Annotated in this window: 22 protein-coding genes; 10 read left to right on the top strand and 12 right to left on the bottom strand. The window is 72.8% G+C overall.

Translation table 11 applies throughout. The features are described from left to right. Nucleotides 1–163: 163 nt before the first annotated feature. Both ACGFNF_RS00170 and ACGFNF_RS00175 read left to right on the top strand, forming a co-directional pair. The gene (locus tag ACGFNF_RS00170; RefSeq protein WP_393164753.1) at nt 164–760 is read left to right on the top strand and encodes a type II toxin-antitoxin system antitoxin SocA domain-containing protein; all 597 of its coding nucleotides are present in this window, start codon (nt 164–166) and stop codon (nt 758–760) included. After that, nucleotides 747–1,334, top strand: coding sequence for a Fic/DOC family protein (locus ACGFNF_RS00175; RefSeq protein ID WP_393164755.1), 588 nt, complete (start codon nt 747–749; stop codon nt 1,332–1,334). The genes ACGFNF_RS00170 and ACGFNF_RS00175 overlap by 14 nt, the downstream gene beginning before the upstream one ends. 176 nt (nt 1,335–1,510) lie before the next feature. Here ACGFNF_RS00175 and ACGFNF_RS00180 read toward each other — a convergent pair whose 3' ends face one another. Next, on the bottom strand, nt 1,511–2,059 hold the full coding sequence (locus ACGFNF_RS00180; RefSeq protein ID WP_393164757.1) for a nucleotidyltransferase family protein: 549 nt from the start codon (nt 2,057–2,059) through the stop codon (nt 1,511–1,513). Nucleotides 2,060–2,306: 247 nt separating this feature from the next. Here ACGFNF_RS00180 and ACGFNF_RS00185 point away from each other — a divergent pair, with 247 nt between their 5' ends. The 3 genes from ACGFNF_RS00185 to ACGFNF_RS00195 all read left to right on the top strand — a co-directional run bounded on the left by ACGFNF_RS00185 (nt 2,307) and on the right by ACGFNF_RS00195 (nt 3,896). Beyond that, nucleotides 2,307–2,840, top strand: a complete 534-nt coding sequence (locus tag ACGFNF_RS00185) for a DUF4240 domain-containing protein (protein ID WP_393164759.1) — start codon at nt 2,307–2,309, stop codon at nt 2,838–2,840. 91 nt (nt 2,841–2,931) lie between these two features. After that, nucleotides 2,932–3,249 carry a PadR family transcriptional regulator gene (locus tag ACGFNF_RS00190; protein WP_393164761.1) on the top strand — a complete coding sequence of 106 codons (318 nt, stop codon included), beginning with the start codon at nt 2,932–2,934 and terminating at the stop codon, nt 3,247–3,249. After that, nucleotides 3,246–3,896 (top strand): hypothetical protein, encoded by a 651-nt coding sequence (locus tag ACGFNF_RS00195; protein WP_393164763.1) that lies wholly within the window; start codon nt 3,246–3,248, stop codon nt 3,894–3,896. The genes ACGFNF_RS00190 and ACGFNF_RS00195 overlap by 4 nt, the downstream gene beginning before the upstream one ends. A 778-nt stretch (nt 3,897–4,674) precedes the next feature. Here the strand turns inward: ACGFNF_RS00195 and ACGFNF_RS00200 are convergent. The 4 genes from ACGFNF_RS00200 to ACGFNF_RS00215 form a co-directional block, all read right to left on the bottom strand. After that, nucleotides 4,675–5,157: a hypothetical protein gene (locus ACGFNF_RS00200; protein ID WP_393164765.1), complete on the bottom strand. Its 483-nt coding sequence runs from the start codon at nt 5,155–5,157 to the stop codon at nt 4,675–4,677. Next, nucleotides 5,154–5,600 carry a hypothetical protein gene (locus tag ACGFNF_RS00205; RefSeq protein ID WP_393164767.1) on the bottom strand — a complete coding sequence of 149 codons (447 nt, stop codon included), beginning with the start codon at nt 5,598–5,600 and terminating at the stop codon, nt 5,154–5,156. The genes ACGFNF_RS00200 and ACGFNF_RS00205 overlap by 4 nt, the downstream gene beginning before the upstream one ends. A 306-nt stretch (nt 5,601–5,906) precedes the next feature. Continuing rightward, complete coding sequence (locus ACGFNF_RS00210) at nt 5,907–6,170, bottom strand: DUF6244 family protein (protein WP_091076450.1); 264 nt, start codon at nt 6,168–6,170, stop codon at nt 5,907–5,909. Between the two features lie 234 nt (nt 6,171–6,404). Then, nucleotides 6,405–6,623 carry a winged helix-turn-helix domain-containing protein gene (locus ACGFNF_RS00215; RefSeq protein ID WP_311413617.1) on the bottom strand — a complete coding sequence of 73 codons (219 nt, stop codon included), beginning with the start codon at nt 6,621–6,623 and terminating at the stop codon, nt 6,405–6,407. Between the two features lie 297 nt (nt 6,624–6,920). Between ACGFNF_RS00215 and ACGFNF_RS00220 the strand changes: the two genes are divergently transcribed. Further along, on the top strand, nt 6,921–7,130 hold the full coding sequence (locus tag ACGFNF_RS00220; protein WP_393164769.1) for a hypothetical protein: 210 nt from the start codon (nt 6,921–6,923) through the stop codon (nt 7,128–7,130). After that, nucleotides 7,127–8,071 carry a hypothetical protein gene (locus ACGFNF_RS00225; RefSeq protein WP_393164771.1) on the top strand — a complete coding sequence of 315 codons (945 nt, stop codon included), beginning with the start codon at nt 7,127–7,129 and terminating at the stop codon, nt 8,069–8,071. Before ACGFNF_RS00220 ends, ACGFNF_RS00225 begins: the two co-directional genes overlap by 4 nt. A gap of 422 nt (nt 8,072–8,493) precedes the next feature. Here ACGFNF_RS00225 and ACGFNF_RS00230 read toward each other — a convergent pair whose 3' ends face one another. The 3 genes from ACGFNF_RS00230 to ACGFNF_RS00240 form a co-directional block, all read right to left on the bottom strand. Beyond that, a complete protein-coding gene (locus ACGFNF_RS00230) occupies nt 8,494–9,417 on the bottom strand; it encodes a hypothetical protein (RefSeq protein WP_393164773.1) in 924 nt (307 codons plus the stop codon). Then, entirely contained in the window at nt 9,418–12,051 is a 2,634-nt protein-coding gene (locus ACGFNF_RS00235) for an FtsK/SpoIIIE domain-containing protein (RefSeq protein WP_393164775.1), read from the bottom strand. Nucleotides 12,052–12,192: 141 nt separating this feature from the next. After that, nucleotides 12,193–12,993, bottom strand: a complete 801-nt coding sequence (locus ACGFNF_RS00240; protein WP_357577683.1) for an SGNH/GDSL hydrolase family protein — start codon at nt 12,991–12,993, stop codon at nt 12,193–12,195. Between the two features lie 199 nt (nt 12,994–13,192). On the opposite strand from ACGFNF_RS00240, the gene ACGFNF_RS00245 reads away from it, so the two are divergent. Beyond that, nucleotides 13,193–14,725, top strand: coding sequence for a M1 family metallopeptidase (locus ACGFNF_RS00245; RefSeq protein ID WP_357577682.1), 1,533 nt, complete (start codon nt 13,193–13,195; stop codon nt 14,723–14,725). A 633-nt stretch (nt 14,726–15,358) separates the two neighbouring features. On the opposite strand, the gene ACGFNF_RS00250 is transcribed toward ACGFNF_RS00245, so the two are convergent. Both ACGFNF_RS00250 and gltB read right to left on the bottom strand, forming a co-directional pair. Continuing rightward, complete coding sequence (locus ACGFNF_RS00250; RefSeq protein ID WP_393164777.1) at nt 15,359–16,867, bottom strand: glutamate synthase subunit beta; 1,509 nt, start codon at nt 16,865–16,867, stop codon at nt 15,359–15,361. Next, a complete protein-coding gene (gene gltB, locus ACGFNF_RS00255; RefSeq protein WP_393164779.1) occupies nt 16,860–21,581 on the bottom strand; it encodes a glutamate synthase large subunit in 4,722 nt (1,573 codons plus the stop codon). The genes ACGFNF_RS00250 and gltB overlap by 8 nt, the downstream gene beginning before the upstream one ends. A gap of 146 nt (nt 21,582–21,727) precedes the next feature. Here gltB and ACGFNF_RS00260 point away from each other — a divergent pair, with 146 nt between their 5' ends. Further along, the gene (locus ACGFNF_RS00260) at nt 21,728–22,573 is read left to right on the top strand and encodes a GNAT family N-acetyltransferase (RefSeq protein ID WP_393164781.1); all 846 of its coding nucleotides are present in this window, start codon (nt 21,728–21,730) and stop codon (nt 22,571–22,573) included. 34 nt (nt 22,574–22,607) lie between these two features. Here the strand turns inward: ACGFNF_RS00260 and ACGFNF_RS00265 are convergent, their stop codons facing one another. Continuing rightward, complete coding sequence (locus ACGFNF_RS00265; RefSeq protein ID WP_151456314.1) at nt 22,608–23,795, bottom strand: NAD(P)/FAD-dependent oxidoreductase; 1,188 nt, start codon at nt 23,793–23,795, stop codon at nt 22,608–22,610. Between the two features lie 13 nt (nt 23,796–23,808). Beyond that, nucleotides 23,809–25,008: a prolipoprotein diacylglyceryl transferase gene (lgt, locus tag ACGFNF_RS00270; RefSeq protein WP_393164783.1), complete on the bottom strand. Its 1,200-nt coding sequence runs from the start codon at nt 25,006–25,008 to the stop codon at nt 23,809–23,811. A 101-nt stretch (nt 25,009–25,109) separates the two neighbouring features. On the opposite strand from lgt, the gene ACGFNF_RS00275 reads away from it, so the two are divergent. Further along, nucleotides 25,110–25,649, top strand: coding sequence for an NUDIX hydrolase (locus ACGFNF_RS00275; protein WP_393164785.1), 540 nt, complete (start codon nt 25,110–25,112; stop codon nt 25,647–25,649). Nucleotides 25,650–25,713: the final 64 nt, after the last annotated feature.

Raw genomic sequence — 25,713 nt, forward strand, 5'->3', positions numbered from 1 at the left:
CAACACGAACACCCACGACCGGGGCCTATCGCCTATCCGACACCTGTCCCCCTGCAACCGCGAGTAAAGGGCTGAACGAGACAACACGTCAGCGCTGGACGCCAGCACGCATCCCTATCGGTAGGCTCAGGGCAGCAGACAAGGCCCGGAAGGAGGTGCCACCGTGACCGATGCTCATGACGTAGCAGCGGCGGTGCTGGGTGAGCTGGGCTCCATGAACGCCATGAAGTTGGAGAAGCTCGTCTACTACTGCCAGGGGTGGCACCTGGCTCGGCACGGCACTGCGCTCTACCCGGATCGCATCGAGGCGTGGCGACAAGGCCCCGTGGTGCCGCTTCTCTACCGCCACCACCGACGCCAGCTCACCGTTTCCGAGTGGCCGCACGGCAAGGCTTCCCGGCTGACGCCCGCTCAAGCAGATACGGTGCGTTGGGTGACCACCACGTACGGCAAGTTCTCCGCCAGCGAACTGTCGACCATGACCCACAACGAGCTTCCCTGGCGGGCCGCACGCGGTGCCCTGCCGGAGGCGGCAAGCTCGAACGAGGAAATCGACGTCGAGATGATGCAGGCGTACTACGCCCGCCAGGTCGCGAGCGTCGAAACAGCCGTCGTCCTGGCCACGGCGAACGCCGCCCTCGAAGGCGAGGAGTTCGACGAGGAATGGCAGGATCGACTCCGGGATGTCGCGTCCGGCGTCATCAGCGCCGACGAGCTGATCGCTCAGGAGATTGCCCGGATCAGCGGTGACCGAGCCTGACCCCTACTGCTGGCCAGGCACCGACTGTCTGAAGAACAAGCTCGGCGTCTCGGACCCGGAGCAGCTTCGCACGACCGAGTTCCGGCTGGTGTCGATCCGTGAGATCTCGGCATCCCGCCTGATCATTCCCGGCAACTACGGGCTGGACCACCTCCAGAGCTTCCACCGGTATTTATTTGGCGACGTCTACTCCTGGGCTGGTCAGACCAGGAGTGTCGACATCAGCAAGCCTGGTGCACGCTTCTGCCACTGGCGGTTCATAGACGACCAGGTCAGCTCGATCCTGAGGCGCCTCGATTCGGACGGACACCTGCTCGGCTTGAACCATGCCGCCTTCGTGGAGGCGCTGGCGCACTACTACGGCGAACTGAACGTCTGCCATCCCTTCCGCGAGGGAAACGGGCGTACGAGCCGCTCGTTCCTACGGCAGCTCGCTGCGGCAGCAGGCTTCCTGCTCGACTGGTCCGAGCTGGACAGGACCGAAAACATCGAGGCATGCCAGGCGCACCTCAACACCGCCGACCTCAGTCCGCTGGTGGACGTGCTGCGGCCGGTCGTTCGACGCCTGAGCTGACTGGGCCATCTCGATCCGCTACCGCCACGACAGCAAGCGCCGTTGCCAGAAGCTGCCCTTTGACGCCGCCGTGTACACCCGCAACGCCGACGACCTCGCAGGTCTCGAAGACCTCATCACGATCCACACGATCTGACCTGCACCGCCCGCGACCCTTCCTTCGTTTGGCGTGAGCGCTAGATCTCCAGCCGCAGTCCGGCCCACCGGTCGAGCCATCCCTTGGCCTCCACGCGGCGCTGTACCTTCGCGCGGCCCGCTGCATTGTTGAAAGCTGGAGAGGGGCGGACAACCATTCCTACGAGGTCAGCCAGCCCATGGCAGGACACCAGGCGAACAGAGTCACCCCGCAGGGTAACCGCGACGCACGTTGCCGTTTCGGGCCAGCGCGATATCGCGTCCAAGGTGGACGTGTAGGGCTCATCGCCATTGCGCAGATGCATCCGTGCTTGATTACGAATCTCCCACGGCACCCCAGGCAGGGCCACCATGGCTTGGGCTTCGGCGCGTGCCTCCTCGCGTGGGTCCAGCTTCTCCGGGTCGAAGTAGGCGACATCCACGTCGCGCTCCGGCGAGACCGCGATGTTGCTGATCGCGTCCCAGACGTGATTGCGTACGAAGCCGGCACCGATCCACCAGTCCGGTAATCCAAGGTCGGCCGCAGCCCGAAGCACTTTCATTACTCCCGGATCTGACTCGATTACGCCCACAACGTCCTGCGCGCTCATGACCACCCCAGGGACCCTAGACCAGCGGACGTACGCACCGCTTGCGAGGCGGGGGCTGAGGGCAGAGCGAAGTCATTGGTCACCGGCGGATAAGCCGTCGAGTCGGCCCCAAGGCAAGATCGGGTATCCGGATCTGCCGCGATCAGCTCATCTTGCAGGGCTCCGTGCGCTAGACGGGCGGTCAGGAACGGGCACGACGGCGAATGGTGGGCGGCGAAGTCGGAGACCGCTGCCATACTCCCGCGTCATGAGTGTTGACGGGTTCTGGAACGTGGTGGCAAAGGCACGGGAGTCTGCGGTCGACCCCTCGGACGCCGAGGACGTCGCCGAGCAGACACTGCGGCTGCTGGCTGCCCTGCCGGCCGACAGGATCGCGGAACTGGCGCAGCCGCTGTGGGATCTGCGTGCGCAGTCGTACGGGTGGGACCTGTGGCAGGCGGCCTATCTGATCAACGGCGGTTGCTCCGACGACGGCTTCGAGTACTTCCGCGGCTGGCTGCTCACACAGGGGCGTGAGACGTTTGAACGCGCTGTGGCAGACCCGGATACGCTCGCCGACCTGCCGGTGGTCCAACGCGTTGCCGTCGACGGCGGGTTCGATCTTGAATGCGAATCCATGTATGGCGTCGTATGGGACGCATACGCGGTCGCATCAGGGAGCATGGAGCTGCCCAGTGCGGTCACTGGCAGACACCCGGAGCTCGGCCAGGGCTGGGACTTCGAGGACGACGGCGAGGTCCGTCGGCGTCTGCCGAGGCTCGCCGCGCTCTTCATGGATTAGGCCGTGTCTCGTGGATCTTGAGGGCCGCGAAGGTGTCGACTCTTAAAGTCTCTGATAGACATCGTTAATCTACACATGTAGTTTAAGGCCCATGGAACCGCTCGCCCGTATAGGTAGGGCAACCGTTGACGTCCTGACCGTCCTGCTTGACTCTGAGCAGCCGCGATGGGGGTTGGAGATCATCAAGGCTACCGGGCGGCCGTCCGGCACGGTCTACCCACTGTTAGACCGCCTAGAGAGAGCCGGATGGGTCACATCCTCCTGGGATGACCAGGATCGCAAGGGTGCCCGGCGGCGACTGTACGTACTGACGCGCGACGGGGCGACCGAGGCTCGCCGGATCTGCCAACGCGCCGCTCAGCGGAGCACGCTCCGGAACTCCGCCATTCGGCCGAACCTGGCCCGATGACAGCATCCCGCCGAATGCGCCTCGCTTTGGCCGTCAGCCGGTTTGCCTCGGCCGCGTTGCCAGTCTCCGATGCCCGTTCGCGCTACCGCGAACAGTGGGAGGCCGACATACACGGCGCCGCCGACATAGGGCTGTCTCCGCTGCGGCTCGCTCTCGGCACCGCAGTGGCAGCCCTCCAACTTGCCGCTACCACCAGAAAGGGGACAGCAGTGCTTGCGTCAGGGAACATTGCGCTGGCCATCCGGGCAGCCGGTGCGCCCCGCGTACGTACCGGCCTTGCAGTGACGCAGTTGGGATTCGGCGTTCTATATGCGGTCGTGCTGGTGTTATACGCCGTCAGCCGGATCCGGTTGGGACTCGGCCACTATGAACTCACCCACGAAATGCACGACCCCAAGGACCTCGTGCCTTTCGGTTTCTCCCTGCTAAACCCCTTCACCTGGCTGTTCATAACCTCGCAGCTGTACATAATGCTTCATGGCTGGATGCTCGGAGCTGTCCTCGCTACAGGGTCACTCGTACACGCGCTTACCGGCAACGACCGCTGGCGGCGGCTCTCCGTGACCGCGACGGCGGTCAGCGCCGTCGTGCTGGCCATCGCTCTCAGTGGCTTCGGCTGGGACATATTCGTGTGGGTTAGGGATTAGGGCGAGCGAGATCGCGTAGCCATATCTTCATCGTGGCGACGTCAACCGTAGCCTGGTACGAGAACTCTCTCTTGTCGTAGCGGGTGGCCACGGCTCGGAACTGTGTGATCTTGTTGATCGCCCGCTCGACGACGTTGCGCTGTTTGTACAGCTCACGGTCGAAGGCGGGCGGGCGCCCCCGGCTGCCCTTGGCCGCCCGAGCGGCGACCTTACTTTGCCGGCGTTAGCAAAATTCGGTGAGTCCACTCCAGTAGACGGGTCACACGGAACGGGCCGGTCCAGCCGACCGGCGGGGCGTTGTCCTCATACTCGACCGCCGACCAGCAGTCGTCGAACATGACTGTGTACTCGCGGTTGCCTGGAAAAACGTTCGTGACGGTTCCCACGACAACCTCGCCCTCGGAGTACCGTCTGGTGATCGCGGCCCAATCCTCATCGGGCCAGCGTAAAAGGCGGGCCACTCGACCTCGCATCCCGGCGTCCAACGGAAACAGCCGCACCTGGCCGGGCCGGTGTTGCCCCACCTCGAAGAGCCCAGCCTTGCCGACCGGAGGCCAGTCGGTCGGGTCATCCGGCAGGTGTAGGACGTCGACCCATCCTCGCGGCGGCTGGCCAAGGTCTACCAGAACCCCTGCCCTTCCCGCGCCCATCGGGACGGCACTCACGGTGCCTCGCACGCGGTCGCCCACCGGGAAAGCGAGCCGTGCCGCGAACAGCTCGTCAGCGCTCGTAGTCAACCGACAGTCCTCCCTTCACAGCGCGTGATCCATCACCTGCATTACGAGTCCCTTGCCGGTCGTGCAGATGAACTCATCTGCCGCACGTCCCCGACAGCCACAACGGCAAGCGCCGTTGCCAGAAGCTGCTCCCGGTCCACCTGAGCGGGGTCGACCAGCACGTTGACGGCGACGCCAGGCTCGGCCAACCAGAACGCCTGCGAAGCGTCATGAAGCCCCGTGGTCTCACCACGAGGGAATTCGGTCAACGGCCAGTCGTCAGGGTCGCGCTCGTGATACTCGGCGAGAAAGTCGCGCAGCGCGGCGAGGTCGGTCAGCCGCTCGCCCCGCAGGACGTGGACGCGCAGGTCGACCTGGTAGCCCTCGTCGGTCTGCCGCTCCCAGACCCGCGTGGCGAACCGGACGTCGTCCCATTCGCTGGCGAAGTCGGAGACCTCGGCACCGACGTCAGCCGGCACCTGCCGGACGTGGAACCCGTCCAGCACCCCACCGTCACGCGTCACCGGCTCCGACACCCCGGTCATCCCGCCGCCTCGATCGCCGCCTCCACCTTGTCCAGGTAGTTGAACCACCACTCCCCCTCATCCGGCTGGGAGGCAGCGGCCAGCAGGTTCGCCGTGACCACAAACGGAACGGCGGCCGACGCCGAACCACTCCCAGCTACCACCGGGCTTCCGGTCGAAATCGCTTGCAGCAGGGAATCGACCTCGGCAGCTCGGACCCCGCTCCACCGTTCCTGCTCCGCGATCGTGCGGGAGATCTCCGTGACCTGGTCGGCCGAGGGCATCCCCTCATGAACCTCGAAGAGCACGGCAGCCGCTACCGCGAGGCTGAGTTCCACAGCTTTCGTCACGGTCGCCTCTTCCCCGAGCGACGCCGTGGCCGCAGCAAGACGGTCGATATCCTTGTGGACCGCCGCATCCAGGACAGATCTGACCAGCACCTCGACACGGTCATCGATCTTCATCGACACTACTCCGATCTCTCCGCTTCGCTTGCCATGCCTTGTACGAGCCGACAGATGTGGCGGCAGCCAGGACAGTGCCGGCGAATGCCTTCACCACAGGCGGCAGGAACTCTTGAAACGTCGCATATGCCGCCGCCGTTGCTGATGTCCACCAGGCGATCGACTCGCTGGAGAGGCGTTCGCGTGGGCGAGCAGGAGGAGCGGCCTGCCCGCGAGCACCGGCGTCAAGCCTTCGGGGAATCGCCGGCCGAATCACGGGTCTCGCGACAACGGGTGGCTGACTAGTACCGCCGCCACCACCCGAACTCAATTTCCCAGTGCGTGCACCTTGGCGATCGTCTCCTGCACCTGCTGCTTGGCCGGCTCGCTGCCCTGGGCCGCCCTCATCAGTGCTTCCCGATACGAATCGATCATGCCGATCAGTGGCCCGGCGCCGATGCCCTGCAACGCGCCCGCGACAAGTTGTCGGGCCTCGGCCGCATCCTGGGCTGCCGCCGCCGTCTTTGCCTTCGCCTCGTCCAGCTTCTGCGACGCCGCCGCCAACCTGGCGATCATCTCCGCTGCGCTCACACGCCCTCCCCCGGTTCCTGACGAGCCGCGCCCCGCACGAGCCACGACCACAGAGGAGAGTACGAGATCAGCGCACCGAGCGCGACCGTGTGATCACCTGAAGACATCACCGATGGTTAGATCTTGGCGATACGTTGCCCCGCTAAGGGCCGAGAATTGCCAAGATCTACGGGAATTCCGACGTTGCGACCCGGATCGCTCAGCGGCGGCAGTGCGGCACCACACGTTCGGACGTCACTCGTCTACGACGAAGACGCCCACCCCGGGAACACCGACGACCAGCCCTTCGGCCTTCAGCGTCAGCATCGCGTTGCGCACCACGATCGCGGATACGCCGTGGATCTGGCAGAGCTCCGACGTGGACGGCAGCTTCTCGCCTGGCGGCAACTCGCCTGATGCGATCTGGTTGCGAATGTGCTCGGCAAGCAAAACCCACTTGGGGCTCGGTGGCATAGCGATACTCCCTGGTCAGCACCGCTATTCGACCACCCCTCACCTTGCTATCGCAAGTGATTGCTTGACTGCGATAGCTTGGTATCGTAGGTTCGACATCAACCGAGCCCCTGGTCAGCACCCACGGGACCCGGTTCTTCCCCACCGCACAGAGCGCCCGGCCGGTCGATCCCCCGGTCGGCCGGGCGTGCCGTGGCCGCCGCACGCGGCCCCGGCTGGATTCCGCACCGCCATCGACGGACGGGAGACACCCTCGTGCCCCACGAACCAGTCCCACCACCCGCCGGTCGCGTACCGATGAACGACCACGCGCCATCGCAGAACGACACCTCACCCGCCGCCGGACGATTATTGGCGTCGGCGCAGGACGTCGAGGACGCCGACGACGTGCTGTTCGCCCACCCGCCCCGGCCCGTGACGCGCTGGATGTGCGGGTGCGGCGAGCCGTACCCGTGCCCGGAGGTGAGCTTCGCCCGTCTGGTGAAGCACGCCAGGGTCGCCTCGTGAACGCCGACGAGCTGCGCCGTCACGTACTGCTCGAGCTGGCCGAGGCGCGGCGGACGGTGGTCGAGCACGACACGGAGGCGTACACCGGGATCTGCCGCAGGTGCGGACGGCCCGGCCCCTGCGACGCGCAGCGCGCCGCGCGGGCCCGACTTTACGACCGGCGCGACGCCCCGCCGCCGATCCGCCCGGCGTCGCCCGACCTGCCGACGCCCCGAGGCCCGGCGGTGCCGCCGGAGCTGCCGGGGCACGCGGGTGCCGTCGACGGGCTTCGGGACGCCTGGCTGGCGACCATCGCGGCGGCCGACCGGGCCGGCGGGCTGCTGCACGGCGCGGGACCGCCCGGCCGGCGGCTGCCCTGGCAGGATGCCGTCACCGAATGTTGGCGGGCGCTGAGCCTCGTGCACGCCGGGCTCGGCGTGGCCCGGGCCGGTTCCGGCAGCGCCGGTGACCTGCTCGCCGGGCTGCGGGCGGCCCGCGCCGACGCGGACCGGGCCGCCGCCGAGGCCGCCAGGACCCGATGGTGGCTGGCTGCGGCCGAAGACCGCATCCGCCGCCGCCCCGAGCCTTCTGGCCCCACCTTCGGGGGCGCCCTGCCGCAGCGGCCCGGCGCGGCGCGCGACCCGGGCGACCTGGCCGCGGCGGGCCGGTTCCGGGCGGCCGTGGCCCGGCTCGACCTGGTGGCCGCGCGATTGGCGCACGGCGGTCGGGCCATCGACCGGTGGGCCGCCGCCCTGGCCGGCACACCGGAGCCGGCACCCGCGCTGCCGCCCCGGCGGGCCGCCCCGGCGCAGCCGAAGACATCAGCGACCGCACGGGCGACAGCACAGGGGGCACGGGCCGCCGCCGACCTGGTCGTCGCCAACACCAAACGGCACGCCCCGCAGGCCAGAGCGGGCCTGCCGCGCAGCCGACAGAACCGAGGAAGGTGGAACCGCCCATGACCGACGACCCGACGACCGCCCTGCGGAGCCTGCTCGACGGGCGGCTCGGCCGGCACGACCGCCGGTTGCGCCGCTTCACCGAGCCGCAGTGGCTGCGCTACGCCGACCTGCTCGCCGGGGCGCTGCTGGTGGCCGCGCGCCGCCGGTTCGTCGCCGGGCAGGACCGCGCGCCGCTGATCAGGTTCGTCGCAGCGGCCCGGGAACGCTACGACCTGACCGGCGTGGACGTCGACCCGACGCTGGCGGAGACGCTGCTCGGCGCGGCCCTGGGCGAGCGCCCGCCGCCGCCCGGTACCGCCCCGGTGGTGACCGCCGGCACGGTGCTGCTCCTGGCGCTGCTTGAGGACGAGGGGCTCACCCCCGCCGAGCTGGACGCCTTCCTCGCCGCCACCGAGACCGCCGCCCGGCGCGACAGCGCGGCGTCAGCGCAGGGCGCGGAACATCAGCAGGTAGCCGCAGTAGGCCAGCGGGACGGCCAGGAAGCAGACCAGGATGCCCAGCAGGGGGTAGCGCGGCGGCGTGCCGGCGACCACGGCGGGCGTGCCCCAGCGACCGAGGATGAGCCACCCGGCGATCAGCGACATGGCGGGCAACCCGGCGCACATCCACGTGTAGAGCGTGCCGAGGCCGAGCGCCCCGACGCCGGAGGCGAGCACCATGACCAGCATCAGCAGCACGCCGACGCCGGCACAGCCGAGATAGACGGCGAGCGCCCGGGCCATCGGTGACCAGCTCGGCAGGAGCGCCGGGCGCTGGGCCAGCAGCTCGACCTGCTGGCCCAGCCGGTCGGCCTCGTCGGCCCAGCGCCGCGCCGACTCCAGCTCCGCCGCCGGGTCCAGCTCCCCGGCGCGCGGCGTGGGCACCCCGCCCGGCACCGCCAGCGCCGTCTCCCCCGGGCTCCCCTGGGGGTACGCCCCGACCCCCGGCCGCCCCGGCACGGCGGCTGCGCCGCCGACCGATCCCGTCCCCGGTGGCGGTAACCCGTGGGGCCGCCCGGCCGACGGCACCCCGACGGCCGACGGGCCGCCCGACGTCGGCGCAGCCGCCACCGGCCCGCCCGAGGTGGGCGCAACCGCCACCGGCCCGCCCGACGTCGGCGCGCCCGGCACCGGGCCGCCCGGTGGGGCGCCGGGGGCGGGCCGGCCGGTGGGCGGGGGTGGACTGCCGATCGTGTGGCCGAGCTGGTCGAGGCGCTGCCCCTGCGCGGTGAGCCGGCGGTCGAGGTAGTCGACGGCGGCGTGCAGGTCCCGCTGGCGGGCCGACTCGGCGGCGGCACCCTGCTCGCCGGCCTGCCGCTGGGCGGCGAGATGGCGGGCCAGCGCCGCGTAGTCCTCGAAGGTGGACACTCAGCTCTCTCCGTCCGGCGGGTGCCCGTCGCGGGTGAACGGCACGATGAGGCGTACCCGCTGGTCGTGCCGGTCGACCAGCAGCGCCCGGTCGGCGCGCGGCTCGTAGGCCAGATCGTGCACGCCCAGGTGCATCCCCAGCTCGGCGCCGGTCACGTTCAGCGCGACCAGACAGGCCACGTCGTCCCGGTTGTGGGTGCCACCGAGGTCGTCGGCGAGCCGGCGCAGGCCGCGCCACCAGCCCAGCAGGTGCACGCCCCGCCCCGGCCCCTGACGCAGCAGGGCGCGCAGGTCCTCGTGGGCGGAACGGAACGTCACCGGATCAGCGGCGCCGAGCACGGCGGAGGCGGCGTCCATCCCGAACACGACCAGGTAGGTGCGGGCCGGCCCCGCACCGGTGGAGCCCGCCGCGCCGGCCGTCGCGTCCGGGCCGGGCGGCGTGACCGGGCTGGCCGTCGTGTCCGGGCCGGGCGCCGCGTGCGGGGCGGGGGTCGGCGCGGCCAGCGCCACGATCCGGTCGCGCAGGGCGTGCGCGTCGAGGCGTTCCACGGTGTGGCCGGCGGCCACGAGCGCGGCGACGGTGTCGTCGACGGCCGGGTCCGCGGCGGCCACGAGGTGTGCGAGCAGGAACCGCGCCTCGCCGGGGCCGTGCTGGCGGGCGAGGCTGAGAGTGGCCGCGCGCAGCACCTCGGCGGCGGTGACAGCGGTGCCCACGACGGCCAGGTGCCGGCCGGGGCTGGTGTCCATCATGAACAGCGCGGACGTGCCGTCCATGTCGACGGTGCGGCCGACCAGCGCCAGGGGACGCCGGCCGCCGGGGCGCAGACCGGCGAACGTGGTGTCGTCCTCGACGCGGGCCCCCTCGTATCCCCGGAAAACCGACGGCGGGCGGGCACCCGTCGGGCGGGCCTGCCACAGCTCGTGGCGCAGCCGGGCCAGCACGCCGGCCTCGGCGTGCGCATCGGGGAAACGGACGACCGTGTCGGCGCCGGTGGCCCCGGCAGCGGTGTTGAGCACGGCCGTGCCGACGCTCAGGGTGGCGGCAGAGAGGTTGTCGCGGTCGAGCACGCCGCCGCCCCCGGGCAGTGCCACCCGCAGGGCGAACTGCCCGAAGACGGCCTCGGCCCGCCCGTAGAGGGCCTCGATGCCGGTCGTGCTCTGACTGGCCAGCACCAGGTGCACCCCGTAGGAGCGGCCCTTGCGGGCCAACTCCTCCAGCAGGTCCACCGAATCCCGGGCGAGGGCGTCCCGGCCGGCCAGCAGCACCTGGAACTCGTCGACCACCGCCACGACCCGGGGGGCCGCGACGTCGGCGGGCAGGTCGGCGAGCTTCGTGACGCCGTGCCGCTTGAGCAGGGTGGCTCGGCGGTTCAGCTCGCGGCGCAGCTCGCGCAGCACGGCGACGCCGTACTCGCGGTCGCTCTCGATGCCCACCGCGCGGGCGTGCGGCAGCCAGGCGGGGTCGCGCTCGGTCGGCACGAACTCGGTGAAGCTCACGCCCTCCTTGAAATCGAGCAGGTAGAGCTGAAGCTCGGCCGGGGAGTAACGGGCGGCCAGTCCGTAGAGGACGTCGAGCAGGAAGACCGTCTTGCCGCCGCCGGTGCGCCCGCCGACGAGCCAGTGCGGGGTGGCGTCGTCGAAGGCGACCGCGACGGCTTCCCGGCCGGCGCGCCCGACCACGGTACGCAGGCCGGCTCGGCCGGACTCCGTCCACCGGTGCGGGGGCAGCAGCTCGGCGAAGCCCACGGCGGCCTGGCGGCGGACGGCGGCGTCGAGGTGCTCCGCGAGGGCCGACACGGCCGCCGGCGGCGGATCGCCGTCGAGCAGCACCGGCACGGCCAGCCCGCTGCCGTCGGCGCTGAACGGCGCGCCGGGCGGGTCGCCGACGTGGGCGTACCCGTCGGGGGTCAGGCGCAGCGCGGTGGTGGTGCCCAGCGGCGGCGGTGGGGTGGCCGACGGTCCGGACGGCCAGCCGCCGACCAGGACGCAGACGGCGGCGGCCGGGCCGGCGTGGGTGAGCGCGGCGAGCCGGGCGGCCTCCCGGGGCGACGGGGCGGACGCGGCCACCACCAGCAACAGCTCCTGGTCGACGCGGTCGCCGTTGCGGGCGGCGCGGGCGTGCCGCTCCGCGTCGTCGAGCAGCGCGGCCACCTCCGCCTCGGTGGTGGCGGGCGGGTCGAGCACCCCGGCGTCGACCAGCGGGCGCAGCGGTCCGAAGGTGGCCCCGAGGGCGGCGGCGTCGAGCCCGGCGATCCGCAGCCCGCCGGGCGGCGCGGTGGCAAGCATCCGCAGGACGACGGCCCGCAGCAGCGCTGCGGTACGCGGGTCACGGGCGTCGACGTCGACGGACAGGTGGTGGCCGCCGCCGAGGGGCACCAGCACGGGGAATCCGCCGCCAGCGGTGATCGCCTCACCGAGGCGGACCGGCAGGGGCGCACCGGTCAGTGGGGTGCCCGGGGCGGGGGCGGCGAGGGCGCCGCCGACGCGGGCCAGCCGCGCGACCAGGTCGGGGTCGGCCTCCGGTGGGGCGGGCGGTGGCGCGGCACGCCACGCGGCGCGGGCGTTTTCGAGGTGGACGCGGGCGGCCCGGTGGGCGGCGACCGCCTGCCCGTACGCCGACGCGAGCCTGCCCACTTCCCGCTCCCGTCGCCGTCGCCCCACCTGATCCACAAAGACCCTAACGGACACCGACGACACCGGACAGTGACGAAGCCGGGCGCGGCGGCTGCGGTGTGAGGAAGTGTCCCTTCCTCACACCGCAGGTGGGCGGGGCGGTCAGCCGGTGACGGCGTTGAGGGCCGGGAGGTAGCCGTACCGGTAGCCGTCGGCGTCGGGGTGGTACGCCTCGATGACGCCGCTGACGTCACGGATCCACGGGTCGGCCGCGCAGACCCCGTGGCCGGCGAAGTAGGGGCGGGTGTCGGCGAACGTGGCGCCGGCCGCGGCGGCCCGGCCGGAGATGACGGTGGCGAGCACGTCGGCGGCCTCGTTGAGGATGGTCCGCTTGTAGGTGCTCATCGCCAGCAGCCCGCAGGAGCCGGTCTCGAACAGGCGCGGGTAGCCGAGCACGATCAGCCGCGCGTTCGGGGCCCGGTTCCGGATGGCCGCGTACGTGGCGTCCAGCCGGCCCGGCAGCGTGGTGGTGGCGAACGCCTTCGACTCGTTGACGGCGTTGGTGCAGCTCGACGTGCTGCCGAAGCGGCAGCTGGTGATCACGTCGGCGAAGCCGGCGTCGTTGCCGCCGATGGTGATGGTGACCAGGGTGGTGCTGGTGCTCAGGGAGCCGACCTGGTTGTTGATGACGTCGGAGGTGACGGCGCCGCCGCAGGCGGGGAACGCGAAGCTGGTGACCGCGTTGGCGGCGGCCCACAGCGGGGCGTACGACTTCTGGCTGCGCAGGCAGGTGGACAGGTCGTACGGGCCGGCGCCGACGCCGGAGGAGTAGGAGTCGCCGAGGGCCACGTAGTTGACGGCTGCGGCGGCCTGGGCGGTGCCGGGGGCGAGCAGCGCGCCGAGGGCGGCGGTGGACAGGGCGACCAGCGCGGCGAGGGCACGGGCCAGCGGGCGGTGGGGCATGAGGGGGACCTCCACGGGACAGGGGGTGGTGGGCCCGGTGACCGCGCGCGTGGCCAGGGACGGGGCTTGTTACCAGGCGGTAATGCTACCGAAACATTCAGATCAATGGAATGGGTCGGATTGGGCGACGGGACCAACATGTTCACGATCGTCGATTAGGTTGGCCGGTGCGTACACCCCGACGGAGGGAGTCCACCCCGTGCGACGCGCTCTCACGGCGGCCATCGCCGCCCTGACCGTCACCACCGCCGGCGGCCTGGTCGCCGGCACCCCCGGCCAGGCCGCCCCACCGGCCGTGGGCCGGCCCGTCCCCGCCGCCGCACCGCAACCCGGCGGCCCGGGACTGGGCGACAGCTACTTCCCCGACTACGGCAACGGCGGCTACGACGTCCAGCACTACGACGTCCGGCTGCGCTACGACCCGGCCACCGACCTGCTCACCGGCACCACCACCATCCTGGCCCGGGCCACTGAGGACCTGTCCCGGTTCAACCTGGACTTCCTGCTCGACGTCGAGTCGGTGCGGGTCGACGGCTGGCAGGCCACGGCCACCCGGGAGGGCGTGCACGAGCTGGCGGTCACCCCGCGCCGCGCGATCACGGCCGGCAGGCAGCTCACCATCGTGGTGCGCTACTCGGGCGTGCCGTCGGAGACGCTGGTCGGCGGCTACACCGGCTGGACCCGCACCGCCGACGGGGCGATGGTGGTCAACGAGCCGGAGTCGGCCTGGTGGTGGTACCCCAGCAACGACCACCCGCAGGACAAGGCCACCTTCGACGTCTCCGTCTCGGTGCCGACCGGCGTCGAGGTGATCAGCAACGGCGTCCAGCCGCGCCCGCCGCTGGTCGAGGCGGGCAACCGCACCCGGTGGAGCTGGCGGACCACCTCACCCACCGCCACCTACCTGTCGTTCCTCGCCATCGGCCAGTACGACATCGTCACCGACACGGCGCCCAGCGGCCAGCCGGTGGTCAACGCGTACAGCGCCGGCCTCGGCGAGCTGGGGCCGGCCGCGCGGGCCAGCATCGGGCGCACGGCCGAGGTCGTCGAGTGGTGCAGCGGAGTCTTCGGGCCGTACCCGTTCGAGGCGCAGGGCGGCGTGGCCGGGCCCGTCGACGGCATCGGCTTCGCCCTGGAGACGCAGACCCGCCCGGTGTACGGGCCGGGCTTCTGGCGCCGGGGCGCCAACACCTACGTGGTGGTGCACGAGCAGGCCCACCAGTGGTTCGGCAACTCGGTCTCGCTGACGGACTGGAGCGACATCTGGCTGAACGAGGGCTTCGCCTCGTACGCGGAGTGGCTCTGGTCGGAGGAGCAGGGCGAGGGCACCGCGCAGGAGCTGTTCGACTTCACGTACGCCAGCTACCCGGCCGACGACGGGTTCTGGCAGGTGCCGCCGGGCGCGCCCGGACCGGGCAGGATCTTCGACGCCGCGGTCTACGACCGGGGCGCGATGACGGCGCACCAGCTGCGGCTGGCCATCGGCGACGAGGCGTTCTTCGCACTCCTGCCGGCCTGGACGGCCGCGCACCGGCACGGCAACGCCACCACCGCCCAGTTCCAGGCCCTGGCCGAACGGATCTCCGGTCTGGACCTGGACGACTTCTTCACCACCTGGCTGCTCACCCCCGGTCGGCCGGAGGTGGCCGGCGCGGCCCGCAAGGCCGGCCCGCCGGCCGAACCGAAGTCCTGGACCAAGCTCCGCGAGTCGCACCAGCTCCTGACCCGCTGAGCGCTGCGGGTGTCCGCCCGTCTCATGGGGCGGGCACCCGCACCGGCCTGTGGCCTACGGCGCGACGGGTGGAGGCGAGCGGCTGCGGCCGACGTGTCGTGCCATCCGCACTCCGACGGCCGTCTTCCGCACGGCTCACGCCCTTTGCGCGGCGCGGCGCGCCGCAGCGCCAGAACCACCTCAGAACCACCTCGGTCTCCCTCCCTCTTGCGGGATTCGGCACTCGTTCAGACGCCAGAGGCGGACCTCGCACGCGCTGGATGGGAAGCCTGCCGTCGACGCTTTCGAGCTGATGTCGTAGACGATTCACCCGCCCGGGCGCCGGCCGATCCCCGCGCCCGTAGTGCGCACGACGTACCGGTAGGCCCTGCGATCCGTTTACGACATCAGCTCGACAGCGCCGACACGACCGACAGGGCACCGAGCGCCGACGAATTCCGAACGACAGGGCCCGGACGCTGGCGGAGCCCGCCGCCCGAACGGGATGGCGCACGCCAGCCGGGCGCCAGGCGCAGACGTGGCTCGGGTCGAACGCGTCGACCCGAGCCACGTGTCAGGTACCGGTCCGGGCAGGCCCGCCTGGGACAGGGCCACCCCAGACAGGGCCACCCCAGACAGGGCCGGGATCGCCGGTCAGCGCGCGGCCAGGGGTTGGCGGGCCGGGTCCACCGGGGCGGGCAGGGTGCCCGTCCCGCCCAGGTGGGCGTGGATGGCGGCGGCCGCGGCCCGGCCCTCGGCGATCGCCCAGACGATCAGCGAGGCGCCCCGGTGCATGTCGCCGGCGACGAAGACGCCGTCGGTGCCGGTCTGCCAGTCGGACCGGGCGTCGATCGCGCCACGGGCGTTGCGGCCGACCCCGAGCTGGTCGAGCAGCGGCTGCTCCTCGGTGCCCTCGAAGCCGATCGCCAGCAGCACCAGGTCGGCCGGGAGTTCCCGCTCGGAGCCGGGCACCGGGGTGACGATGCGCCGACCGTCCCGCTTCTCCACCGTCACCTCGGCGATCCGCACCGCCCGCACCTGGCCGGTGCCGTCGTCGACGAACTCCTGGACCGCGACGGCGAAGACCCGCTCGCCGCCCTCCTCGTGCGCCGGGTAGCTGCGCAGCAGCCACGGCCACGTGGGCCACGGGTCCCGGGCCTCGTCGCGCGCCTGCGGCGGCTGCGGGTAGAGGTCCAACTGGTGTACGCCGGCCGCGCCCTGGCGGTGCGCCACGCCCAGGCAGTCCGCCGCCGTGTCGCCGCCGCCGATGATCACGATGTGCTTGCCGGCCGCGTCGATCGGGTCGCCGTCGGGCAGCACCGCCGTGTCGGGCCGGCCGCCCGCCGCCGCGGCGACCACCCGGTTGGCCGCGACGAGGTGGTCCATCGCCTGGTGTACGCCGCGCAGTCCGCGCCCCGGCGTCTCGGGGGTGTCCCGGCCCCGCAGCGCGCCGCAGGCGAGCAGCACCGCGTCGTGCTCGGCGCGCAACTGCTCGGCGGTGACGTCGACGCCGACGTTCACCCCGGTGCGGAAGCGCACCCCCTCGGCGGTGAGCTGGGCCAGGCGCCGGTCGATGTGGACCTTCTCCAGCTTGAAGTCGGGGATGCCGTACCGCAGCAGGCCGCCGATCGCGTCGTCGCGCTCGTACACCGTGACGGCGTGACCGGCGCGGGCGAGCTGCTGCGCGGCGGCGAGGCCGGCGGGCCCGGAGCCGACCACGGCGACCGAGCGTCCGGTCGGCGCCGGTGCCGGGCGCGGCAGCAGGCCGCCCCGGGCGACGGCCGCGTCGGCGATCTCCACCTCGACCTGCTTGATGGTGACCGGCTGCCCGCCGCCGATGCCGAGCACGCAGGCCGCCTCGCAGGGCGCCGGGCAGAGCCGGCCGGTGAACTCCGGGAAGTTGTTGGTGGCGTGCAGCGACTCGACAGCGGCGTCCCAGGCGCCGGTGCGGACCAGGTCGTTCCAGTCCGGGATGCGGTTGCCCAGCGGGCAGCCGTCGTGGCAGAACGGGATGCCGCAGTCCATGCAGCGGGTGGCCTGCTCGCGGATGAGCTCCTCGCCTGCCGGCGGGTACACCTCGCGCCAGTCGCTGATCCGCACCGGCACCGGGCGGCGCGCGGGCAGCCGCCGGTCGTAGCGCAGGAAACCGTTCGGGTCAGGCACGAGCCACCTCCTGGACCGTCACCCGCGGGGCGGGCAGGGTCGGAACAGACGAAGCGGAGGGCGCCGACTGCGCAGCTGGGGCGGCGTTCACCGCGAGTGCGCTCATCACCGCGTCGTCGACGTCGCGGCCGGCGGCTTCGGCGGCCCGCATGATCTCCAGCACCCGGCGGTAGTCCCGGGGCACCACGGCGGTGAACTCCGCCACCGCTTCCGGCCAGCGCTTGAGCAGCCCCTCGGCGACCGCCGAGTCGGTCTCGGCGAAGTGCCGCTGCACCAGCTCGTGCAGCACCGCCTGCTCCTCCCCGGACAGCGGTGCCAGGTCGACCAGCTCCGCGTTGACCCGGCGGCGGTCCAGCCGGTGCACGAAGGCCATGCCGCCGGACATGCCGGCGGCGAAGTTGCGGCCGGTCGGGCCCAGCACCACCACGGTCCCGCCGGTCATGTACTCGCAGCCGTGGTCACCGACGCCCTCGACGACGGCCACCGCACCGGAGTTGCGTACGGCGAACCGCTCCCCCACCCGGCCGCGCAGGAACAGCTCGCCCGCGGTGGCCCCGTAGAGGATGGTGTTCCCGGCGATGGTCTGGTCCTCGGCCCGCTGCCCCGGCTCGGCCTCGCCGTCGAGGAAGGGGGCGGCGGCGTCCGGCCGCACGACGAGCCGGCCGCCGGAGAGGCCCTTGCCCACGTAGTCGTTGGCGTCGCCGTGCAGCCGGAGGGTGACCCCGCCCGGCAGGAACGCGCCGAACGACTGGCCGGCGGTGCCGCGCAGCGTGAACTCGATCGTGTCGGCGGGCAGGCCGGCCCCGCCGAAGCGGCGGGTCACCTCGCCGCCGAGCATCGCGCCGACGCTGCGGTGCTCGTTGCGCACCGCCACCTCCACCCGCACCGGCGTACGGTCGGCCAGCGCCGGCCCGGCCAGGGCGATCAGCTCGTTGTCCAGCGCCAGCTCCAGCCCGTGGTCCTGGGCCCGTACGCCCCGGCGGGCGGCCCCGGCCGGCAGCTCCGGCAGGTGCAGCACGGGGGTCAGGTCCAGCCCGCCGGCCTTCCAGTGGGCGATCGCCGGGGCGACGTCGAGCAGCTCGGCCTGGCCGATGGCCTCCTCGATCGACCGCAGGCCCAGCTCGGCCAGGTAGCCGCGGACCTCCTCGGCGAGGAAGAGGAAGAAGTTCTCCACGAACTCCGGCCGGCCGGTGAAGCGTTCCCGCAGCACCGGGTTCTGGGTGGCGATGCCGACCGGGCAGGTGTCGAGGTGGCAGACGCGCATCATCACGCAGCCCTCGACGATCAGCGGCGCGGTGGCGAAGCCGAACTCCTCGGCGCCGAGCAGCGCCGCGACCAGCACGTCGCGGCCGGTCTTGAGCTGCCCGTCGACCTGCACGGTGACCCGGTCGCGCAGCTTGTTGAGCAGCAGCGTCTGCTGCGCCTCGGCCAGCCCCAGCTCCCACGGGGTGCCGGCGTGCTTGAGCGAGTTCAGCGGGGACGCGCCGGTGCCGCCGTCGTGGCCGGAGATCAGGATGACGTCGGCCTTGAGCTTCGCCACGCCCGCCGCGACGGTGCCGACGCCGACCTCGCTGACGAGCTTGACGTGCACCCGGGCGGACGGGTTGACGCACTTCAGGTCGTGGACGAGCTGCGCGAGGTCCTCGATGGAGTAGATGTCGTGGTGCGGCGGCGGGGAGATCAGGCCGACGCCCGGGGTGGCGTGCCGGGTGCGGGCGATCCACGGCCAGACCTTGTTGCCGGGCAGCTGCCCGCCCTCGCCCGGCTTGGCGCCCTGCGCCATCTTGATCTGGAGGTCGTCGGCGTTGACCAGGTATTCGCTTGTCACCCCGAACCGGCCGCTGGCGATCTGCTTCACGGCGGAGCGGCGGGCCGGGTCGTGCAGCCGCTCGACGTCCTCGCCGCCCTCGCCGGTGTTGGACTTGCCGCCGAGGCGGTTCATCGCGATGGCGAGGGTCTCGTGCGCCTCCGCCGAGATCGAGCCGTACGACATGGCGCCGGTGGCGAACCGCTTGACGATCTCGGTGGCCGGTTCGACCTCGTCGAGCGGCACCGGGGGCCGCACGCCCGTACGCAGGGTGAACAGCCCGCGCAGCGAGCCGGCCGCCGCGGCCAGCTCGTCGACCTTGGCCGTGTACTGGCGGAAGACGTCGTACTGGCGGCTGCGGGTGGCGTGCTGGAGCAGGAAGACCGTCTCCGGGTTGAACAGGTGCAGCTCGCCCTCGCGGCGCCACTGGTACTCGCCGCCGACCTCCAGCCGGTCGGACGCCACGGCGCCCGGCGCCGGCCAGGCCACGGCGTGCCGGGCGGCGACCTCGGCGTGGATGCCGTCCAGCCCGATCCCGCCGATCTTGCTCGGGGTGCCCCGGAAGTAGCGCTGGACCAGCTTGGCGTCCAGCCCGACGGCCTCGAAGACCTGCGCCCCGCAGTACGACGACACCGTCGAGATGCCCATCTTGGACATGATCTTCAGGACGCCCTTGCCGAGGCCCTTGACGTAGTTGCGCACGGCCTTGGCCGGTTCGGTGCCGACCAGCGCCCCGGTGGAGATCATGTCCTCCACCGACTCGAACGCCAGGTACGGGTTCACCGCCGCCGCGCCGTAGCCGATCAGCACCGCCGCGTGGTGCACCTCGCGGCAGTCGCCGGACTCGACGATCAACGCCACCTGGGTGCGGGTCTGCTCGCGCACGAGGTGCTGGTGCACGGCGGCGGTGAGCAGCAGCGACGGGATGGGGGCGAGGTCGGCGTTGGAGTCCCGGTCCGACAGCACCAGGATGCGTACGCCGTCCTCGATGGCCTCGGAGACGTGCCGGCAGATCTCCGTCAGCCGGGCCTTGATCCCGGCGCCGCCCTCCCGGACCCGGTAGAGCCCGGAGACCCGGACCGCCTTGAAGCCGGGCAGGTCGCCGTCCTCGTCGATGGAGAGGATCTTCGCCAGCTCGTCGTTGTCGATCACCGGGTAGGGCAGCACGATCTGCCGGCAGCTCGCCGGGCCCGGGTCGAGCAGGTTGCCCTCCGGCCCGATGGTGGACGCCAGGCTGGTCACCAGCTCCTCGCGGATGGCGTCCAGCGGCGGGTTGGTGACCTGCGCGAAGAGCTGGTGGAAGTAGTCGTAGAGCAGCCGCGGCCGGGTGGAGAGCGGGGCGATCGGGGTGTCGGTGCCCATCGAGCCGAGCGGCTCGGCGCCCGTGCGCGCCATCGGCGCGAGCAGGATCTTCAGCTCCTCCTCGGTGTAGCCGAAGGTCTGCTGGCGGCGGCGTACGGAGTCGTGGGTGTAGACGGTGTGCCGGCGCGGGGGCAGGTCGGTCAGCTCGATCAGGCCGGCGTGCAGCCAGTCGGCGTACGGCTGCTCGGCCGCCAGCTCCGCCTTGATCTCCTCGTCGTGCACGATCCGGCCGGCGACGGTGTCGACCAGGAACATCTTGCCCGGCTGGAGGCGGCCCTTGGCGACCACCCGGGCCGGGTCGAGGTCGAGCACGCCCGCCTCGCTGCCGAGCACCACGAGCCCGTCGTCCGTACGCCACCAGCGCCCCGGGCGCAGCCCGTTGCGGTCCAGCACGGCGCCGACGACCTCGCCGTCGGTGAAGGCGACCGAGGCCGGCCCGTCCCACGGCTCCATCAGGCTCGCGTGGAAGCGGTAGAAGGCGCGCTTGTCGGCGGCCATGTCGGGATCGTTCTCCCACGCCTCCGGGATCATCATCAGCACCGCGTGCGGCAGGCTCCGTCCGGCCAGGTGCAGCAGTTCGAGGACCTCGTCGAAGTTCGCCGAGTCGGAGGCGGCGGGGGTGCAGACCGGGAAGACCCGGCGGATGTTGCCCGGCAAATTCGGGGTACGCAGCAGCGCCTCGCGGGCCTGCATCCAGTTGCGGTTGCCCCGGATCGTGTTGATCTCGCCGTTGTGCGCGATGAGCCGGTACGGGTGCGCCAGCGGCCAGGACGGGAACGTGTTGGTGGAGAACCGGGAGTGCACCAGCGCGATCGCGCTCTCCACCCGCGCGTCGGACAGCTCCGGATAGAACGCCGGGAGCTGGTCGGGGGTGAGCATGCCCTTGAACACCATGGTCCGCCCGGACAGCGACGGGAAGTAGGCCGGCACGCCCCGCTCGGCGCTCTCCCGCTCGGCCTGCTTGCGCACGCAGAACGCGACCCGCTCCAGCTCGACGCCGCCCAGCGGCGACCCGGCCGGCCCGGCCGCCGAGCCCGTGAGCCGGCGCGCGGCGAGGAAGAGCTGCCGCACCCGGGGCATCGCCGCGAGGGCGGTCTCGCCGAGGCCGCCCGGGTCGACCGGCACGTCCCGCCAGCCGAGCACGTCGGCCCCCTCGACCAGCGCGTACTTCTCCACCACGCGGCGCGCGCGGGCCTCGGCGGCGTCGTCGTCGGGAAGGAAGACCAGGCCGGTGGCGTACTCGCCGGCGGGCGGCAGCGCGAAGTCCACCACCGCGCGCAGGAACGCGTCCGGAATCTGGATCATGATGCCCGCGCCGTCGCCGGTGTTGGGTTCCGCGCCTCGGGCTCCCCGGTGGTCCAGCCGGCAGAGCGCGTCGAGGCCGTTGACCACGACCGCGTGCGAGCGCCGCCCGTGCAGGTCCGCCACGAAGGCCACACCGCAGGCGTCGTGCTCCTGCGCGGGGTCGTAGAGCCCGGCCGCGGGCGCTCCCGGGCCGAGGTGCGGGGCCTGCTTCGGGCTGCTGTGAGGGTACGGAAAGGCCACCGGGCCTCCTGTCGTCGCTCAGGGTGGATCTCGATCGGGACGACGTCGGCCCTCAAGGGTCTATTGAGTCTACGTTAGGGTCCACCGCGCAAGGCCAGTGCAGATTGATCACACCTTCCAGAATCTGGGACGTGTAGTCTCGCGCGGTGGATTTTCTTGACAGGGACCTGTTCGGCCGGTTGGAGCGCTTCTACGACGCCGTGCCCCGGGACGCGGCGCGTACGGAGGAGTACGGCCCGCTCGTACTGTTCGTCAGGGAAGGCGCCGGCTGGCCGTTCTACGCCCGGCCCCGACTCGACGCCACCGGTGCGCCGTCGCTGGCGGACATCACGGCCGTACGCGAGCGGCAGCGCGAACTCGGCCTGCCCGAGGCCCTCGAATGGGTGCACGAGACCACCCCCGACCTGCTGGCCGTGGCCCGCTCGGCGGGGCTGGCGGTGCTGGAGGCGCCGCTGATGGTGCTCGACCCGGCCGCCCTGCCCGACCCGGGCACCCTCACGGACGTACCGCTGCGGATGCTCGACGTGGCGGCGCCCGACTTCGCGGCGGACCTGGCGGCGCGGGGAGCGGTCGCCGCCGTCGGGTTCTCCGCGGCCGGCACCGCACCCGGCGAGGCCGGGCCCGCCCAGCGGGACGCCGCGATGGCCGAGCTGGACGAGGCGGCGCTCGACGAGGAGCGCACCCGCGTCGCGAACGGCCGGCGCCTGTCCGTGCTGGCGGAGACGCCCACCGAGGGCGCGCTGGCCAGCGGGATCGCGATGCGGGTCGGCGACGTCGCCGAGATCGCCGGCGTGGCCACCCTGCCGGCCGCCCGCCGCCGTGGCCTGGGCGCGGCGGTCACCGCCACGCTGGCCCGCGAGCTGCTGGCCGCCGGCACCGACCTGGTCTTCCTCTCCGCGGGCAGCGAGGACATCGCCCGGGTCTACCTGCGCGTCGGCTTCCGCCGCATCGGCACCGCCTGCATCGCCGAACCCGCCCCAGTCACCCCCTGACCGAGCGCTCGGGGCGGCACATCGGCCCGACGGGTCAGGTCGGGGGGCGCCACTGGGCGGCCGTGGTGGCCGCCGTGGAGAGGAGGCGGGGGCTCAGGGCGCCCAGGGCCACGTCGCGGGCGCGCAGCGCCAGCGGGCCCCGGGCCTTCAGCACCGCCGACATCCGGCGGGTCTGCCGGACCACCGTCGCCGCCCGGGGCCGGCGCACCCGGTCGTACGCGACCACCGCGTCGGGCAGGCGGGACTCGCGCAGCAGCGAGGCGAGGGTGGCGGCGTCCTCGAAGGCAAGGCAGGCGCCCTGGCCGAGGTGCGGCGGCATGGCGTGGGCGGCGTCGCCGAGCAGCACCACCCCGCCCGGGCCGGTCGGGAAGCCGTACGACCTCGGCAGCGGCCGCAGCTCCCGGATCTCCTGCTGCACCAGGTCCGCCGGGTCGGTGGCGTCGAGCAGGTCGGCGATCGGCGCGGGCCAGCCCGCGTACCAGCGGCGGAGCAGGGCGAGCTGGGTCTCCGGCGGCTCCGGGCGGGGTGCGCCGACGGCGGTGGCGACCCAGTAGATGCCGCCCCGGCTGGAGCCGCCGGAGGAGCCGCGCTCGCCGAGCGAGGCCGACACGAAGCGGTAGCCGGCACCGAGCACCTCGCCGCCGACGGGCCGGTCGGCGGGCAGCTTCGGGGCCCGGTACCAGGGGATCACCGCCCGCCAGGCGGCGCAGCCGGAGCTGACCACGCCGGACTCGGGGGCGAGTTGCCGGCGCAGCGCGCTGTCCGTGCCGTCGGCGGCGACGACCAGGTCGGCCTCGATGGTGTGCCGGCCGTCGCCGACCGAGGGGCGCTCCCCGGAGACGGCGCGGACCGTCCGCACGGTCACCCCGGTGCGCAGCTCGACCTCGTCGCCCAGGCCGGCGATGAGCGCGTCGTGCAGGTCCTCCCGGTGCACCACCACCGGCATCCGGTCGGCCGGCGTGGGGCGGGGCTGCACCAGCCAGTGCCCGTCCGGGCGGCGCACCCCGCCGTCGGGCAGCCCCGTGGCGATCGCCTCCAGGCCGGCGCCGAGGCCCAGGGCGCGCAGCGCGCGTACGCCGTTGGGCCAGAGCGCCACGGCGGTCGGCTCGGGGCGGACGCGGTCGGCACGCTCCAGCAGGGTGACCCGCCAGCCGGAGCGGGCCAGCGCGCCGGCGACCGCGAGGCCGCCGATCCCGGCGCCGACCACGACCGCGCTACGCATCGGGTGCTCCTCCTCAGCTGTCGCGCTCGGCGGGCCGGGCGCCCGTGGCCCCGGCCCGGTCCTGCGGGGTCTCCCCGGCGGGCGCGCCGTCGTCCCCGGCGGCGGTCGACTTGGCGGGCAGGTCGTCGTCGGTGTCCGCCGCACCGGCCGGCGCGCTCGACGGCCCGTCGGACGGGGCCTCGGCGTCCGGCTCGGCCGGCGTCTCGCCGGTCTCCTGCCAGTGCCGGTACTGCTCCTCGCTCACCACCCGGTAGCCCTCCGGGGCGGCCGCCTCCGCGCCGGCCTCCCGCGCGGACAGGTCGACCTGCGAGACGTCGGAGCCGACGGCCGGCTCCGCGGTCGCGGCGGCGCCGACGGGAATGACGTACTCCCGGGGGCCGCGCACCCGCACGAAGTAGGCGAGGGCGCCGAGGAAGACCAGGCCGGCGGTCCAGACGTTCAGGCGTACGCCGAGGATGGTGTTCGCCTCGTCGGTGCGCATCAGCTCGATCCAGAACCGCCCGGCCGTGTAGCCCATGACGTAGAGCGCGAACGCCCGTCCCCGGCCGAGGCGCAGCTTGCGGTCGACGACGAGGACGAGCGCGGCCACGCCGACGTTCCACAGCAGCTCGTAGGCGAACGTCGGGTGGTAGAGGCCCGGTTCGAGGATCGGCTTGCCGGCGTCGTCGCGCAGCGCGTGGCCCGGGTTGTCCGGGTCCATCCGGTGGATCTCCAGACCCCACGGCAGGGTGGTCCGGCCGCCGTAGAGCTCGTTGTTGAACCAGTTGCCGAGCCGGCCGATCGCCTGGGCCAGCGGCAGGCCGGGGGCCAGCGCGTCGGCGACCACCCCGAACGGGATGCCGAGCTGCCGGGCCGCGAACCACGCGCCGACGGCCCCGCCGGCCACCGCGCCCCAGATGCCGAGACCGCCCTCCCAGATCGCGAACGCCTTCATCGGCTCGCCACCGGTGCCGAAGTACTTCTCCGGAGAGGTGATCACGTGGTAGATGCGGGCGCCGACGATGCCGGCCGGCACCGCCCAGACGGCGATGTCGAGGACCGCACCGGGGGCGACGCCGCGCTGGCGCAGCCGCCGCTCGGTGACCCAGCAGGCCACCACGATGCCGACGATGATGCACAGCGCGTACGCCCGGATCGGCACCGGTCCGAGCTGCCAGACGGCGGTGCTGGGGCTGGGCAGGGCCGCCTGGGGAGTCAGCGAGGCGAGAGTCACGGGTGCACACGCTACCGCCGTGGCCCCCTCCGGTGGCACCCCGGTCCACCGTCCGCCGGTCCCGGTGACTTCTGGTTTGCGCCGCCGTAGGCTCTTTGTCCATGAGCGCGCTCACCTGGGCGGTCGCCGCGGTCGTCACCGACGACGCCGGCCGGGTGCTGCTGTGCCGGCAGGGCCGGGGCGAGCGCCACGGGCTGCCCGGTGGGCGGCTGCGCCCGGCCGAGAGCCCCGTGCACGCGGTCACGCGCGACATCCGGGCCGAGACCGGGTGGGAGGTCGAGGTCGTCGACCTGGTCGGCCTCTACCACCTCGCCGGGCGGCACGGGGCGGCGCTCGCCGGTCCGGCCCCGGCGGCCGGACGCGCCGGGCCGCTGCCCGACGTCCTGGTGCACGTCTTCCGGGCGCGTACGCGGGGATCGGGGCCGGCCGGCGACCCGGTGGGCGGCTGCCGGCCGTCCTGGCACCACCCGTCGGCGCTGCCCGAGGCGCTCACCCCGACCACCCGGGCGGCGCTCACCGACGCCTTGGCGGGCCGCTCCGGCGTGCTGCGGGACGCCGCCCCGGGCGTCCCGGCGTCGACCGCGGGCCATGCACCGGGGCAGCGGAGCACCCCGCCGGCCGACCGGGCACCGCACCACTGACCGGGGCGGGCCGGAAGGCCGGGCACGCACCACTGACCGGGGCGGGACAGGAGGTCGGGCGGCG

It is taken from the genome of Micromonospora sp. NPDC048868, assembly GCF_043198195.1.
Taxonomy (GTDB): Bacteria; Actinomycetota; Actinomycetes; order Mycobacteriales; family Micromonosporaceae; genus Micromonospora; species Micromonospora reichwaldensis.

Bases quoted from the DNA above. Each gene is read 5' to 3' on its own strand.
- ACGFNF_RS00180 (WP_393164757.1), bottom strand. From the start codon at position 2,059: ATGAGCGCGCAGGACGTTGTGGGCGTAATCGAGTCAGATCCGGGAGTA.
- ACGFNF_RS00185 (WP_393164759.1), top strand. From the start codon at position 2,307: ATGAGTGTTGACGGGTTCTGGAACGTGGTGGCAAAGGCACGGGAGTCT.
- ACGFNF_RS00190 (WP_393164761.1), top strand. From the start codon at position 2,932: ATGGAACCGCTCGCCCGTATAGGTAGGGCAACCGTTGACGTCCTGACC.
- ACGFNF_RS00195 (WP_393164763.1), top strand. From the start codon at position 3,246: ATGACAGCATCCCGCCGAATGCGCCTCGCTTTGGCCGTCAGCCGGTTT.
- ACGFNF_RS00200 (WP_393164765.1), bottom strand. From the start codon at position 5,157: ATGACCGGGGTGTCGGAGCCGGTGACGCGTGACGGTGGGGTGCTGGAC.
- ACGFNF_RS00205 (WP_393164767.1), bottom strand. From the start codon at position 5,600: ATGAAGATCGATGACCGTGTCGAGGTGCTGGTCAGATCTGTCCTGGAT.
- ACGFNF_RS00215 (WP_311413617.1), bottom strand. From the start codon at position 6,623: ATGCCACCGAGCCCCAAGTGGGTTTTGCTTGCCGAGCACATTCGCAAC.
- ACGFNF_RS00220 (WP_393164769.1), top strand. From the start codon at position 6,921: ATGAACGACCACGCGCCATCGCAGAACGACACCTCACCCGCCGCCGGA.
- ACGFNF_RS00240 (WP_357577683.1), bottom strand. From the start codon at position 12,993: ATGCCCCACCGCCCGCTGGCCCGTGCCCTCGCCGCGCTGGTCGCCCTG.
- ACGFNF_RS00265 (WP_151456314.1), bottom strand. From the start codon at position 23,795: ATGCGTAGCGCGGTCGTGGTCGGCGCCGGGATCGGCGGCCTCGCGGTC.
- ACGFNF_RS00275 (WP_393164785.1), top strand. From the start codon at position 25,110: ATGAGCGCGCTCACCTGGGCGGTCGCCGCGGTCGTCACCGACGACGCC.